Source organism: Morganella sp. Je.2.23 (assembly GCF_051129855.1).
GTDB lineage: Bacteria > Pseudomonadota > Gammaproteobacteria > Enterobacterales > Enterobacteriaceae > Morganella > Morganella sibonii.
In genome coordinates, this window is sequence record NZ_JBCPSQ010000003.1 from 322,655 (window position 1) to 336,341 (window position 13,687).

Below are 13,687 nucleotides of genomic sequence, written 5' to 3' on the forward strand. Positions count from 1 at the left end.
ATGGAACATTATATCAGTCTCTTTGTGCGGGCTGTATTCATTGAAAACATGGCGCTGGCTTTCTTCCTCGGGATGTGTACTTTCCTGGCGGTGTCCAAAAATGTTAAAACGGCGTTCGGGCTCGGGGTGGCAGTTACCGTGGTGCTGGGGATTTCGGTTCCGGCCAACAACCTGGTTTATAACCTGCTGCTGCGCGACGGCGCACTGATGGACGGTGTGGATTTAAGCTTCCTGAACTTCATTACCTTTATCGGGGTCATTGCGGCACTGGTACAGATTCTGGAGATGATTCTGGATCGCTACTTCCCTGCACTGTATAACGCGCTGGGCATCTTCCTGCCGTTAATCACTGTAAACTGTGCGATTTTTGGTGGTGTGTCCTTTATGGCGCAGCGCGACTACAACTTTACGGAATCTGTGGTTTACGGTTTTGCTTCCGGTATCGGCTGGCTGCTGGCGATTGTGCTGATGGCCGCTATCCGCGAGAAGATGAAATACTCTGACGTCCCGTCCGGCCTGAAAGGGCTGGGGATCACATTCGTGACTACCGGACTGATGGCTCTGGGCTTTATGTCCTTCTCCGGCGTACAGTTATAAGGGTGAAACGCAATTATGGATATCGTTATTTTAGGCGTGGCAATGTTTACCCTGATTGTTCTGGCGCTGACCGCGTTGATTTTGTTCGCAAAATCAAAACTGGTGAACACAGGGGACGTTAAGATTGACGTCAACGGCGATGCGGAAAAAAGCTTCAGCGCACCTGCCGGTGATAAATTACTGAATGTGCTGTCCGGTCAGGGGATTTTTGTCTCTTCTGCCTGTGGCGGCGGCGGAACCTGCGGCCAGTGTCGCGTGAAGATCAAAGAAGGCGGCGGTGATATTCTGCCGACAGAGATGTCGCACATTAACAAGCGCGAAGCGCGTGAAGGCTGCCGTCTGGCGTGCCAGGTGAATGTGAAGCAGGATCTGAAAATTGAGCTGCCGGAAGAGATCTTCGGGGTGAAAAAATGGGAGTGCGAAGTTATCTCCAATGATAACAAAGCAACATTCATTAAAGAGCTGAAACTGAAAATTCCTGATGGTGAAGTTGTACCGTTCCGTGCCGGTGGCTTTATTCAGATTGAATGTCCGCCGCATGTGGTGCGTTATGATGAATTTGATGTACCGCAGGAGTACCGGGAAGACTGGGATAAGTTTAATTTATTCCGCTATGTGTCTGAAGTGAAAGAACCGACCGTCCGCGCATACTCCATGGCAAACTATCCGGAAGAGCACGGGATTATTTTGCTGAACGTGCGTATCGCCACACCGCCTCCGCGTGTGCCGGATGCACCTCCGGGCATTATGTCCTCTTACATCTGGTCATTGAAACCGGGTGATAAAGTGACGATTTCCGGGCCGTTCGGGGAATTCTTCGCGAAAGAAACTGACGCGGAAATGATCTTTATCGGCGGTGGTGCGGGGATGGCGCCGATGCGTTCGCATATCTTCGATCAGCTTAAGCGTCTGCACTCCAAACGTAAGATGTCTTTCTGGTATGGTGCGCGTTCAAAACGTGAAATGTTCTATGAAGAAGATTTTGACCAGCTTCAGGCTGAGAATGAAAACTTCACCTGGAACGTGGCGCTGTCTGATGCCCTGCCGGAAGATAACTGGGACGGATACACCGGGTTTATTCATAATGTTCTCTATGAGCATTACCTGAAAAACCATCCGGCACCGGAAGATTGTGAGTTCTACATGTGCGGGCCGCCGATGATGAACGCCGCCGTGATCAAGATGCTCAAAGATCTGGGTGTGGAAGACGAAAACATTATGCTGGATGACTTCGGCGGCTGATTTCCGCCCCTGTCATAACGAAACTGCGCCCACTCCTGTGGGCGCAGATGATCTGAAATCAGACTGGATTGTGTATGGTAAAAATAAAACGGGCCTTTCTGCCGCTGGCACTGATGGCATTGTTACTGAGTGCGTGTGGTGATAAAACACCGGAAACACAGCAGGTAACCCTGAACGGTAAAACGATGGGCACCTATTACGCGGTAAAATATGTGGCTGATCCGAAAAATCCGTCTCCGGAATCCGTTCAGAAAGGTATTGATGTGGTGCTGGAAGAGGTCAATGATCAGATGTCCACCTACCGGCCGGATTCTGAACTCAGCCGCTTTAATCAGAGCCGCGACGTAAATACACCGTTCCCGGTTTCTGCCGCAACCGCAAAGGTGGTTCGTGAGGCTATCCGTATTAATCAGCTGACAGACGGCGCACTGGATGTCACTGTCGGCCCGCTGGTCAATCTGTGGGGATTTGGCCCGGAAGGACGCGTGACTCATGTGCCGACTGAGCAGGATATCGAAGCCCGCCGTCAGTGGACCGGGATTGATAAACTGAAGGTGGAAGACAATAATCTGATTAAGACCGTACCGGAACTGTATGTGGATCTGTCCTCCATAGCGAAAGGCTACGGGGTGGATGCGGTGGCCGAATATCTGGAATCACAGAATATCCGCAATTATATGGTGGATGTGGGCGGTGAAGTCCGGACTCAGGGCATTAACGGCAAAGGTAAGCCGTGGCGCATTGCGATTGAAAAACCTTCATCAGAAGGATTGAGTCAGTCCGCACAGGAAATCATTGAACCGGGTAATGCATCAGTGGCAACATCCGGAGATTACCGGAATTATTTTGAAGAAAATAATGTCCGCTACTCACACACCATTGATCCGAAAACGGCACGTCCGATTAACCATAATCTGGTATCGATTACAGTAATTGCGGATAACTGCATGAGTGCGGATGGTTTTTCTACCGGGCTGAATGTGCTCGGGCCGGAGCGCGGTCTTGAAGTAGCGAATGCACAAAATATCCCTGTCTTTATGATTGTCAAAACAGAGAAGGGATTTGAGGAACGCTACAGTGAGGCATTTAAGCCCTATTTGCAGCAAAAATAAAAGAGGGTGGCTGATATGATGATAAAAGTATTTATCGCAACCTTTATCCTGTTTCTGGTCGCATTTCTGGGGATGTCTCTTGGCTATATTATTAAGCGCAAGAGCATTCAGGGAAGCTGCGGCGGGCTGAGCAGCATTGGTGTTGAGAAAGTCTGTGACTGTCCCGAACCGTGTGATGCCCGGAAAAAGCGGATGGCGCGTGAAGCTGCCCGTGAAGAGAAACTGAATAAAAACCGGATTGTATAGTATTAAATAATATAAAAAGGCGCCTTTGTCAGCAATCTCAAAGGCGCCTTTGTTTATTGTTGTTCATTAAACCGCAGGTCAGTAATAGCGGATCAGTAATAATGGTAACGCGATGTCACAATTGCGGTATTTATCACAATAATATTATTCGTGTTATTCCCTTCAGTCATGCTCTGCCAGAGTGCTTTTTCGCAGTTCCCGTAGCTGTCTGTCTGCTGACAAATATAGATTGCTTTTACCCGGCCCAGCGGTGTGTGCTGTGTTTGTGTCTGCCGGATAACCTGACCGTTATCATTATACGCAAATTCATAGTTCATCGGAGGCAGGCCATTCCCCTGTGACGTTATCGAATTTATTTGCCGGTCACTGCGCCAGTCGTAACGGATTTCACCAACGGTATCTGAGGCGCCGCCTTTTAACACGGCATGTGCGATTAAACCGTCTTCATAAAAAAAATCTGTATCCATCCGGAATTTTGGTGTGTTTCCGCCGCTGTTGGAATCTGATTCGGCACGGATGATTTGCTTTTGATTGTTATAAAAAAGATGGCTGCGGGCTTTAATAAGGGTTACCGGCGCTTTGCCGCTGTTGAGCAATTGCGACGTAAATAATAAAGTATAGCCCTGTTCCGTTTTCTGACCTTCGGAATACATCCGGTTTTGCAGACCGGGATAACGTTCAGTCACTTCCAGCGAAAAATCACTCAGTTCACCACAGGGGGTCAGGTTATATCGCCCGTTGATAATAATATTATCGTTCTTACTGTCCGGGGTACGGGTTGTTGTGATGACGGATTTTACCGGGCCGTTGATCATACCGGCACCCAGAATAATAAAGTTACTGCTGCGTGTTTCATCTGAATACAGCCGGCAATCTGCGTAAGAATAAAGACTGAATAACAGCAAAAATAATCCCATAAAAACAAGAGGGGATTTTTGGGGTGAATTGAAATCAATAAATAGGTTACTTATCACCGTATGACCTCCCGGATGTTTCTTATAGTTATAACAAAGTTGGCCTGATAAATAAATTACTATAATTAATTAGAGTTGCTGAGATTATAAAATATTATACGGGAGTGACAGGGGCAGTTGCGGGAAGGGACGTAACGTATTAAATAAGAGTGATATTTATAATTTATTAAATGCCACTCTTATTTTTCAGTACCTCAGTATAGATAAGTAATAATACGAAAATTAATTATTTTATTTTCATATTGAGTAATGAATCGACCATCACACCATCTGCTCCTAACTCTGTTGCCAGCTGTAAGTCTGCCGGTGTTTTAATACCGAACAGTACAACCCGGTTTTTATTATTTTTACGGAAGCAGTCCATGGCTGTTTTATCCCATGTCAGTACAGCGGGAGAGCGGGCTTCGCCCAGTGTAAAGGTTTCAACCACATCAACTTTTCGATGCAGCTCGAAGCCATACCAGCGTGGCTGAGGGTTATCCGTCAGGTCACAGGTGTGAGTAATCAGGCTGCCGGCCAGTGCATTACGGGTGGTATCACGGCTTTCAAATACCGGGATTGATTGCGGCAGTGCGGCCAGATAATCCTGACTGGTCGAATAGACACGAACCCGGTTTTTCGCCTGATGACGGGTCAGTACGGTATCCAGTTGCTGTGCAAAGATGGCAGGTACTGCATCCGGGGATTTGATATCGAGATAGAAAAAAGTCTCCGGATAGCGGCTCAGTACCGTGTCCAGTGACGGAATCGCGGCGTTGATATGGGTGTTATTTTTTTGATTATAGTCACGGGCTGCATCAATTTTTGCCAGCTCTGCGGCCGTGTAACCGGAAACCGGGCCGGTTTTATCGGTCAGGGATTTCAGATCAGACGGGCGGTATAACACCACCTGGTTGTCTTTTGATAACTGAAGCGTGATCCAGACAGCATCCGCTTTGTTGCCCAGTGCTTTATCGATGGCGTACAGGGTGTTTTCAGGCGCATCCGCAGTGGCGGCGCGGTGAGCAATAATTTGCGGTGCTGCGTGGGTTGTCATAACAATACAACTCAGAAAAAGGGCAGAAAGTATTTTTTTCATAATCCGTCCGTCAGAAAGAAAGTGCTCGGGTGTGTGTCACGCGGCTGTTTTACCAAAGCAACATGACAACCGGATGTAATCACAGAAAAAAAGCACAAACTTGCAAATTTCAGCCTGCTGATTAATGCAGTGAATAATGAGTGGATTAATCGATTTGAATTGAATTAAGTTTAACTGTATATTTAAACAGTAATATTGGTGAGCGGGAGAGGCGGATGCGTAAAATTATTCATATTGATATGGATTGTTTTTATGCGGCGATTGAAATGCGTGACGATCCCCGTCTGCGCGATATCCCTCTGGCTATCGGCGGCAGTGCCGACCGGCGCGGTGTGATTGCAACCGCCAATTATCCGGCACGGCGTTTCGGGGTGCACAGTGCGATGTCGACGGCAAAAGCATTGCTGTTATGCCCGCACCTGAAAGTGATCCCGGGGCGGATGGAGTTATATAAAACCACCTCCCGCCATCTGCATGCTATTTTTGCCCGTTATACCTCACTGATTGAGCCGCTGTCTCTCGATGAAGCCTATCTTGATGTGACGGACAGTCCGCAGTGCCGGGGCTCCGCCACGCTGATGGCAGAAGAGATCCGCCGGACTATTTTTACTGAGCTGGGACTGACGGCATCTGCCGGGGTGGCACCGGTCAAGTTTCTCGCCAAAATCGCCTCTGATCTGAATAAACCAAACGGGCAGTACATTATCACACCGGAGCAGGTGACGGATTTTGTCCTGTCTCTGCCGCTGCGTAAAATTCCCGGTGTGGGAAAAGTGACCGCAAAACGGCTGACTGATCTCGGGCTGGAAACGTGCCGGGATGTGCAGCATTATGATCAGATAACATTGCTGAAGCAGTTCGGAAAGTTCGGCCGGATCATCTGGGAGCGCAGTCACGGCACAGATGAGCGTCCGGTTTGTCCGGACAGGGAACGGAAATCGGTCGGTGTTGAGCGGACACTGGCGGAAGATATTGTGTCGTGGGATGAGTGTCAGACCATTATTGATGCGCTGTTTCCGGAGCTGGAGCGCCGTCTGACAAAGGTGTCATCGGATCTGCGGATTGCCCGGCAGGGAATCAAACTCAAGTTTGCGGATTTCCAGCAAACCACACAGGAACATGTTCATCCGGTGCTGGATAAAGCGGATTTACTGAAGACGGCGGAACTGGCCTGGAAAAGCCGCCGGGAAGGGCGGGGTGTCAGGCTGGTGGGGCTGCATGTGACACTGCTGGACCCGCAGCTGGAGCGGCAGTTGCTGCTGGGATTCTGAAGCACATATAAAAACGGCGGAACAGATGTTCCGCCGCTGAACTGAATGATGCTGTTATGCTTTTTCAGGGATCGCTTTTAAGATAGCGGTCAGTAACTGCCAGTACTGTCCGACACTCTTGATATGCACCTGCTCATCCGGAGAGTGAGCACCGGTGATGGTCGGCCCGATGGAAACCATGTCCATGTCCGGATACGGTTTTTTGAATAAACCGCACTCAAGACCGGCGTGGATCACCATGATGTTCGGCGTTTTATCAAACAGCTGCTGATAGGTTTCGCTGACCAGATGCATAACCGGGGAGTCAGCATCCGGCTGCCAGCCAGGATAACCGCCTTCGGCAACAATATCCGCACCGGACAGTGCCGCCAGAGAGGTCAGCATACTGACCACAGAGGATTTGCCGGATTCAATCAGGGAACGCACCAGGCAGATAACCTGCACACGCTCTTCACTCATTTTCACCACACCCACGTTCAGTGAGGTTTCGACCACGCCCGGTACCACGTCACTCATGCGGATCACGCCGTTCGGCATTACGTTGAGCATATTGATAAAACGGGACTGCACATCAGCGGTCAGCACACCCTGAGCGGCAATTGCGGCTTCAAGGGTGACCACCAGGTTTTTCTCTTTCTGTGCCAGTTCTTCTCTGAGCAGAGCTTCAAAGGTCTGTGCCAGTGATTTCAGCTGTGCGGCTTTATCTGCCGGTACTGCCAGGGTGATGTGGCCTTCACGCGGAATCGCGTTGCGCAGTGTACCGCCCTGAAAATCAACCAGACGCGCGCCGAGTTCTGCGGCGTGACCGGCCAGGAAACGGGCCAGTAATTTGTTGGCATTGCCGAGACCCAGGTGAATATCGCCGCCGGAGTGGCCGCCTTTGAGACCTTTCAGGGTCAGGGTAAAGATGCTGTAACCGGCCGGAACGGCTTCACGGCTCAGTGCCAGGGTGGTGGTGACGTCAATACCGCCCGCACAACCCATATAAATCTCACCTTCCTCTTCGGAATCGGTGTTGATCAGAATATCAGCCTGCAACCAGTCCGGCTGAAGACCGAATGCGCCGTCCATCCCGGCTTCTTCGGTCATGGTCAGCAGAACTTCCAGCGGACCATGTTTGACGGAATCATCAGCCAGCACCGCCAGCGCAGATGCCATACCGATACCGTTATCCGCACCTAATGTGGTGCCTTTCGCGGTAACCCAGTCGCCGTCGATATACGGCTGAATCGGATCTTTTTCGAAATCGTGTGCTGTATCATTGTTTTTCTGCGGCACCATATCCAGGTGAGCCTGCAGAACGACCGCTTTACGGTTTTCCAGGCCTTTGCTGGCCGGTTTGCGGATCAGGATATTACCGACGCTGTCGCGCTCAACGTGGAATTCCTTTTCTTTTGCCCATTCAATGATATGTGCGGCCAGTTGCTCTTCGTGGTAGGACGGGTGAGGAATAGAGCAGATTTTGGCAAAAATGTCCCACAGCGGCTGCGGAAATAATTGTGATAGTTCAGACACGTTCGATCTCCTGTTACTGCATTTTTCATTATAAGGGGGAGGATACCTGAAGGCGGCCGGTGACGCTGTTTAAAATGAGCGGTCGCGAATATCCGATGTCCGGAGAATAGCAAATTCTTACACAAAGTGCGTGTGTCATAACAGGGAATTATGATGAATTTGTCAGATACTCTGGTCTTTGGCGGCTCAAGTCACTATAATCTCGCGCAACCTTTTTTCCGCAAAAAAGACTCTTTTCTGTAAATCATCAAGCCGGGATCAATCTGATATGAGCGAAAAATACGTCGTAACGTGGGATATGTTGCAAATGCACGCCCGTAAACTGGCACAGCGTTTAATGCCAACCGAACAATGGAAAGGCATTATTGCCGTAAGCCGCGGTGGTCTGGTGCCGGGAGCTTTACTCGCTCGTGAACTGGGTATCCGTCATGTGGATACTGTCTGCATTTCCAGCTATGATCATGACCATCAGCGCGACATGAAAGTCCTGAAAAAAGCCGACGGTGACGGTGAAGGATTTATCATCGTTGATGATCTGGTGGATACCGGCGGTACTGCCCAGATGATCCGCGATATGTATCCGAAAGCGCATTTCGTCACTATTTTTGCCAAACCGGCCGGACGTCCGCTGGTTGACGATTATGTGGTTGATATCCCGCAGGATACCTGGATCGAGCAGCCGTGGGATATGACCGTCAGTTTTGTTAAACCAATCTGCGATCAGTAAGCGAATGCCATGACACAACAGAACCTGTCAGAGAAACTGTTTAAGCCGAAAATCAAACACCCTGAGACATCCGTGCTGGTGAATTTTACCCGTTCCGGTATGAAACAAGTCAAGGGCAGCGTCCTGAGCGGATGTACGCATCCGGGCTGGTATCGCATGATTAACCGCTTAATGTGGGCCTGGCGGGGGATACCGCCGCTGGAAACCGAAGAGGTTCTCAGCCGTATCGCAGCATCCGATGCCCCCCGCAGTGATGATACACTGCTGGATACGGTAATCGGTTACCGCCGCGGCAACTGGGCTTATGAATGGTCTCAGCAGGCGATGTTGTGGCAGCGTAAAGCGCTGGAATTTGAATCCGGCGACAAAGCCTGTGAAGCCTGGCTGATTGCCGCAAATCTGTACAGTATTGCGGGATATCCTCATCTGAAAGGGGATGAGCTGGCGGATCAGGCTACGGTTCTGGCAAATCAGGCGTATGAAAATTCCGCCCGGTTTGCTGCGTATGAACTGAAAAAAATTGAATTCAAAATGGAGAGCGGCGGCAATGTCTGCGCTTTTCTGCACCTCCCGCCGGGAAAAACCGGTGCTTTTCCGGTCGTGATGATGTGCGGCAGTCTGGATAATCTGCAAAGTGATTATTGCCGCTACTTCCGTGATTATCTGGCACCGCAGGGAATTGCCCTGCTGACACTGGATATGCCGTCTGTCGGTTACTCCGTCAAACAGGTATTAGGCCAGGAAAGCAGCCTGATGCATCAGCAGGTGCTGGATCAGCTGCGCAATGTGCCGTGGGTCGATCACACCCGCGTGGCCGTGATGGGGCTGCGTTTCGGTGCCAATGTGGCGATGCGTATGGCGTATTTATCCGCACATCAGTTGCGGGGCGCTGTGTTGTTCGGGCCGGTGGTGCATGATCTCTTTGTTAGTCCGCAGCGGCAGGATCAGGTTCCTGCCATGTATATGGATGTGCTGGCCAGCCGTGCGGCAGCGCGCTGTACCGACCCTGATACCGTCCGCTCCCGGCTCAGTTGCCTGTCACTGAAAAATCAGGGACTGCTCGGCCGCCGCTGTTCATTGCCGGTACTGAGTATGTGCTGGAAAGAGGATGTGTTCAGCCCGAAAAGTGAATCGGAACTGATTACCCGCTCAAGTGCTGACGGTAAACTGCTGGAATTTGGTCAGACGCCGGTTTTTGACACCTTTCATAAATCGCTGGATGAAGCGACCCGCTGGCTCACCAGAATTTTATCCTGAACAGCATAAAAACCATTGATAATTCCTGTCTGTTTGCTACAACTAAGCCTCCACTGAAAGGAGGCTTGATGATGGCGCTGGTTTCAGATTACACGCGCGGCAGGTTGCTGCGATGTTTTACCGCATTGGGTCCGTATATCCGTGAGCCGCAGTGTCAGGAAGGGCATTATTTTTTTGATTGTCTGGCGGTGTGTGTGAATGCATCAGCCGCACCGGAAAAACGTGAGTTTTATGGCTGGTGGCTGTCACTGATCCCGCAGGAAACCGGGTTCGTCTCTGAATACCATACCGGGGTATTTGATAAAAACGGGCTCTGGCAGAAAAAAACAGTGTCTGATAAAGAAACCTGCGATGCAGTCAGAAAAACGCTGACTGATTTTTATCCCCGTTTACAGGCCGTTCTTCAGGAACTGGATCTGTCTCTGACGCCGTCACCGGAATCACCGCCCCCCGGAAAGCAGCCGGATTAATGTCCGGTTTTGCGTTGTGCCTGTTGGCATGGCGCGCATCACCTGTTAAAACAGGTCATCTTTTCTTATCTCGCAAAATAATGGTAGAACGCAATGAATAGCAGCCAAACGCTGGTTGTCAAACTGGGCACAAGTGTGCTGACCGGCGGATCACGACATTTAAATCAGGCGCGGATCGTTGAACTGGTCCGGCAGTGTGCGCAGCAGTATGAAAAAGGGCATCGTATTATTATTGTGACCTCCGGGGCGATTGCTGCCGGACGTGAGCACCTCGGTTACCCTGAACTCCCCGCCACCATTGCGTCCAAACAGCTGCTGGCTGCGGTCGGACAGAGCCGCCTGATCCAGTTGTGGGAACGACTGTTTTCTATTTACGGTATTCATATCGGCCAGATGCTGCTGACCCGCGCGGATATGGAAGACCGCGAGCGTTTCCTGAATGCCCGTGACACACTGACCGCGCTGCTGGATAACGGTATCGTGCCGGTCATTAATGAGAATGATGCGGTTGCCACAGCGGAAATCAAAGTCGGGGATAACGATAACCTCTCCGCGCTGGCCGCTATTCTCGGCGGGGCGGATAAACTCCTGCTGCTGACGGATATTGAGGGGCTGTATACCGCGGATCCGCGCAGCAACCCGGATGCCACTCTGATTGCCGAAGTGCACGATATCAGTGATGAGCTGCGCAGTGTCGCAGGCGACAGCGTATCCGGGCTGGGCACCGGCGGAATGGCGACCAAGCTTCAGGCTGCGACGGTCGCAGGGCGTGCGGGAATTGATGTCATTATTGCTGCCGGTGATCGCGCCGGGGTGATTTGTGATGTCATCGATGATATTCCGGTCGGCACCCGGTTCTTCGGGAAAAAAGCGCCGATGGAAGCGCGTAAGCAGTGGATCTTCGGGGCACCGCCTGCCGGCGAAATCATTGTGGATGACGGCGCGGAGAAAGCGCTGAAAGATAAGGGCAGTTCTCTGCTGCCGAGCGGTATCAGAACCGTGAACGGTAATTTCTCACGCGGTGAGGTTGTCCGCATCCGGGCTCTGAACGGCCGGGATCTGGCACACGGTGTCTGCCGTTATAACAGCGATGCGCTGCGCCTGATTGCCGGACGGCAGTCACAGGAAATCAGCACGGTTTTAGGTTATGAATACGGCGCAGTGGCTGTCCACCGCGACGATATGATTGTCAGTTAAGGATATCAGCATATGTTAGAACAAACAGGTAAAGCGGCCAAAGCCGCCTCCCGGGTACTGGCTCAGCTCTCCGGAAAACAAAAGAACCGGGCACTGGCCCGTATTGCCGATCTGCTGGAGCAAAACAGCGCCCCGATCCTTGCTGCCAATGAACTCGATATTGCCAAAGCCCGTGAGCAGGGGACATCTGAGGCGATGCTTGATCGTCTGCTGCTGACTCAGGCGCGTCTGGAAAGCATTGCTGCTGATGTGCGTAAAGTATGTCAGCTGGCAGATCCGGTCGGGGAAGTGATCGACGGCGGTGTGCTGGACAGCGGATTGCGTCTTGAGCGCCGCCGTGTCCCGCTGGGCGTGGTCGGTGTGATTTATGAAGCGCGTCCGAATGTCACAGTGGATGTTGCTTCACTGTGTCTGAAAACCGGAAATGCGGTGATCCTGCGCGGCGGCAAAGAAACACATAATACGAATGTGGCGGTTGTCAGTGTGATCCAGCAGGCGCTCAGTGAATGCGGGCTGCCGCAGGCTGCGATTCAGGCCATTGATAATCCGGATCGCGCACTGGTCAATGAATTACTGAAGATGGATCGCTATGTGGATATTCTTATCCCGCGCGGCGGTGCCGCTCTGCACCGCTTATGCCGCGAGCAGTCCACTATTCCGGTGATCACCGGCGGTATCGGTGTGTGCCATATTTATGTTGATGAGACCGCCGATCTGCATAAAGCACTGCCGGTCATCACGAATGCGAAAGTGCAGCGTCCGGGTGTCTGTAATGCGGTGGAAACACTGCTGGTACATGAAAAAGTCGCGGCGGAATTTCTGCCGCTGCTGAGTGACAAAATGGCTGCGGACAATGTCACCCTGCATGCCGATCCGGCGGCGCTGGCATTGCTGAAAAACGGTCCGGCAAAAGCAGAAGCGGTGACTGATGCGCAGTTGTCAGATGAATGGTTATCTCTCGACCTGAATGTGGTGATTGTGCCTGATATTGACGGTGCGATTGAGCATATCCGTCATTACGGCACACAGCACTCAGAATCGATTCTGACGCAATCTATGTCTCAGGCTGATTATTTCGTATTAAATATTGATTCATCAGCCGTGTATGTTAACGCCAGTACCCGTTTCACCGATGGCGGTCAGTTCGGACTGGGGGCGGAAGTCGCTGTCAGCACACAGAAACTGCACGCCCGCGGCCCGATGGGGCTGACGGCGCTGACCACGTATAAATGGATTGGTACCGGCGACCACACTATCCGTTCATAACCTGATCATCAGACATCCGCAGGGCGTTTTTTTGTCAGATGACAACCGTTCTGCGGATCGCACTTTTGCTTTTTATCTGAGTACGCTATGATAGGCTCTCTTAATTTACACCTATGTAAAATATTTTGAACACCTGCGGGGAAGCGGATAGTATGAATCATCAGGATGAAAAACCGGTTATTTATCTTATCGGCGCTCGCGGAGCAGGTAAAACCACACTGGGTAAACCGCTGGCTCAGGCATTATTGTACGATTTTATTGACACTGATGCCTGCGTGACAGAGCAGTGCAGGATGTCTATCTCTCAGCTGGTGGAACAATCGGGCTGGCGCCGTTTCCGTGAACTGGAAAGTGATGTGCTGCGTCAGGTCAGCAAACCGCTGCATCTGGTGTCAACCGGCGGCGGTATTGTCATGGCGCCGGAAAACCGTGCATTTATGCAATCCGCCGGCAAAGTGGTATATCTGCGGGCCAGTGCCGAAACACTGGCGGAACGCCTGTCACACACTCCGCAGGCGCATCAGCGCCCGAGTCTGACCGGAAAATGCATTGTGGAGGAGATGGCGGAAGTCCTGAGCAAACGCGAACCGCTGTACCTGGAATGCGCGGATATTGTGGTGGATGCCACCTGCCCTGTACCGGAACTTATCAGTCATATCTGTACCTGCCTTCACGCCGCTGTATAATTCTGCGGCTGTTTTATTGTGAACAGTGACACGAATCGAATAAAGATAA

Annotated in this window: 14 protein-coding genes; 11 read left to right on the top strand and 3 right to left on the bottom strand. The window is 51.2% G+C overall.

The window, feature by feature from the left end; genetic code table 11:
- The 4 genes from nqrE (at position 1) to nqrM (ending at position 3,197) form a co-directional block, all read left to right on the top strand.
- A complete protein-coding gene (nqrE, locus tag AAZR23_RS13735; RefSeq protein WP_046895198.1) occupies positions 1-597 on the top strand; it encodes an NADH:ubiquinone reductase (Na(+)-transporting) subunit E in 597 nt (198 codons plus the stop codon).
- A gap of 15 nt (positions 598-612) precedes the next feature.
- Positions 613-1,839, top strand: coding sequence for an NADH:ubiquinone reductase (Na(+)-transporting) subunit F (nqrF, locus tag AAZR23_RS13740; RefSeq protein WP_054424757.1), 1,227 nt, complete (start codon positions 613-615; stop codon positions 1,837-1,839).
- 74 nt (positions 1,840-1,913) lie between these two features.
- Complete coding sequence (locus AAZR23_RS13745) at positions 1,914-2,951, top strand: FAD:protein FMN transferase (RefSeq protein ID WP_046895200.1); 1,038 nt, start codon at positions 1,914-1,916, stop codon at positions 2,949-2,951.
- 18 nt (positions 2,952-2,969) lie between these two features.
- Complete coding sequence (gene nqrM, locus AAZR23_RS13750) at positions 2,970-3,197, top strand: (Na+)-NQR maturation NqrM (protein ID WP_024472643.1); 228 nt, start codon at positions 2,970-2,972, stop codon at positions 3,195-3,197.
- A gap of 92 nt (positions 3,198-3,289) precedes the next feature.
- Here nqrM and AAZR23_RS13755 read toward each other — a convergent pair whose 3' ends face one another.
- Both AAZR23_RS13755 and AAZR23_RS13760 read right to left on the bottom strand, forming a co-directional pair.
- On the bottom strand, positions 3,290-4,012 hold the full coding sequence (locus tag AAZR23_RS13755; protein WP_434693212.1) for a hypothetical protein: 723 nt from the start codon (positions 4,010-4,012) through the stop codon (positions 3,290-3,292).
- Between the two features lie 385 nt (positions 4,013-4,397).
- Positions 4,398-5,249, bottom strand: coding sequence for a glycerophosphodiester phosphodiesterase family protein (locus AAZR23_RS13760; protein ID WP_218427614.1), 852 nt, complete (start codon positions 5,247-5,249; stop codon positions 4,398-4,400).
- Positions 5,250-5,464: 215 nt separating this feature from the next.
- Between AAZR23_RS13760 and dinB the strand changes: the two genes are divergently transcribed.
- Positions 5,465-6,520, top strand: a complete 1,056-nt coding sequence (gene dinB, locus AAZR23_RS13765) for a DNA polymerase IV (protein WP_434693215.1) — start codon at positions 5,465-5,467, stop codon at positions 6,518-6,520.
- Between the two features lie 54 nt (positions 6,521-6,574).
- Here the strand turns inward: dinB and pepD are convergent, their stop codons facing one another.
- On the bottom strand, positions 6,575-8,035 hold the full coding sequence (gene pepD / locus AAZR23_RS13770) for a beta-Ala-His dipeptidase (protein WP_166707172.1): 1,461 nt from the start codon (positions 8,033-8,035) through the stop codon (positions 6,575-6,577).
- 268 nt (positions 8,036-8,303) lie between these two features.
- Here pepD and gpt point away from each other — a divergent pair, with 268 nt between their 5' ends.
- From gpt to aroL, 6 genes are all read left to right on the top strand, one after another.
- A complete protein-coding gene (gene gpt, locus AAZR23_RS13775) occupies positions 8,304-8,762 on the top strand; it encodes a xanthine phosphoribosyltransferase (protein ID WP_024472638.1) in 459 nt (152 codons plus the stop codon).
- Between the two features lie 9 nt (positions 8,763-8,771).
- Complete coding sequence (frsA, locus tag AAZR23_RS13780) at positions 8,772-10,019, top strand: esterase FrsA (protein WP_434693218.1); 1,248 nt, start codon at positions 8,772-8,774, stop codon at positions 10,017-10,019.
- 68 nt (positions 10,020-10,087) lie between these two features.
- Positions 10,088-10,489 carry a sigma factor-binding protein Crl gene (gene crl, locus AAZR23_RS13785; RefSeq protein WP_080948057.1) on the top strand — a complete coding sequence of 134 codons (402 nt, stop codon included), beginning with the start codon at positions 10,088-10,090 and terminating at the stop codon, positions 10,487-10,489.
- Between the two features lie 93 nt (positions 10,490-10,582).
- Positions 10,583-11,686, top strand: coding sequence for a glutamate 5-kinase (gene proB / locus AAZR23_RS13790; RefSeq protein ID WP_046895205.1), 1,104 nt, complete (start codon positions 10,583-10,585; stop codon positions 11,684-11,686).
- Positions 11,687-11,698: 12 nt separating this feature from the next.
- The gene (gene proA, locus AAZR23_RS13795; protein ID WP_052926448.1) at positions 11,699-12,952 is read left to right on the top strand and encodes a glutamate-5-semialdehyde dehydrogenase; all 1,254 of its coding nucleotides are present in this window, start codon (positions 11,699-11,701) and stop codon (positions 12,950-12,952) included.
- 152 nt (positions 12,953-13,104) lie between these two features.
- Positions 13,105-13,638 carry a shikimate kinase AroL gene (gene aroL / locus AAZR23_RS13800; protein WP_434693223.1) on the top strand — a complete coding sequence of 178 codons (534 nt, stop codon included), beginning with the start codon at positions 13,105-13,107 and terminating at the stop codon, positions 13,636-13,638.
- The last annotated feature ends 49 nt before the right edge of the window (positions 13,639-13,687 follow it).

Coding starts and splice junctions, on each gene's coding strand:
- AAZR23_RS13745 (WP_046895200.1), top strand. CDS start 1,914: ATGGTAAAAATAAAACGGGCCTTTCTGCCGCTGGCACTGATGGCATTG.
- gpt (WP_024472638.1), top strand. CDS start 8,304: ATGAGCGAAAAATACGTCGTAACGTGGGATATGTTGCAAATGCACGCC.
- nqrF (WP_054424757.1), top strand. CDS start 613: ATGGATATCGTTATTTTAGGCGTGGCAATGTTTACCCTGATTGTTCTG.
- nqrE (WP_046895198.1), top strand. CDS start 1: ATGGAACATTATATCAGTCTCTTTGTGCGGGCTGTATTCATTGAAAAC.
- proA (WP_052926448.1), top strand. CDS start 11,699: ATGTTAGAACAAACAGGTAAAGCGGCCAAAGCCGCCTCCCGGGTACTG.
- AAZR23_RS13755 (WP_434693212.1), bottom strand. CDS start 4,012: ATGATCAACGGCCCGGTAAAATCCGTCATCACAACAACCCGTACCCCG.
- frsA (WP_434693218.1), top strand. CDS start 8,772: ATGACACAACAGAACCTGTCAGAGAAACTGTTTAAGCCGAAAATCAAA.
- dinB (WP_434693215.1), top strand. CDS start 5,465: ATGCGTAAAATTATTCATATTGATATGGATTGTTTTTATGCGGCGATT.
- nqrM (WP_024472643.1), top strand. CDS start 2,970: ATGATAAAAGTATTTATCGCAACCTTTATCCTGTTTCTGGTCGCATTT.
- AAZR23_RS13760 (WP_218427614.1), bottom strand. CDS start 5,249: ATGAAAAAAATACTTTCTGCCCTTTTTCTGAGTTGTATTGTTATGACA.
- crl (WP_080948057.1), top strand. CDS start 10,088: ATGATGGCGCTGGTTTCAGATTACACGCGCGGCAGGTTGCTGCGATGT.
- aroL (WP_434693223.1), top strand. CDS start 13,105: ATGAATCATCAGGATGAAAAACCGGTTATTTATCTTATCGGCGCTCGC.
- proB (WP_046895205.1), top strand. CDS start 10,583: ATGAATAGCAGCCAAACGCTGGTTGTCAAACTGGGCACAAGTGTGCTG.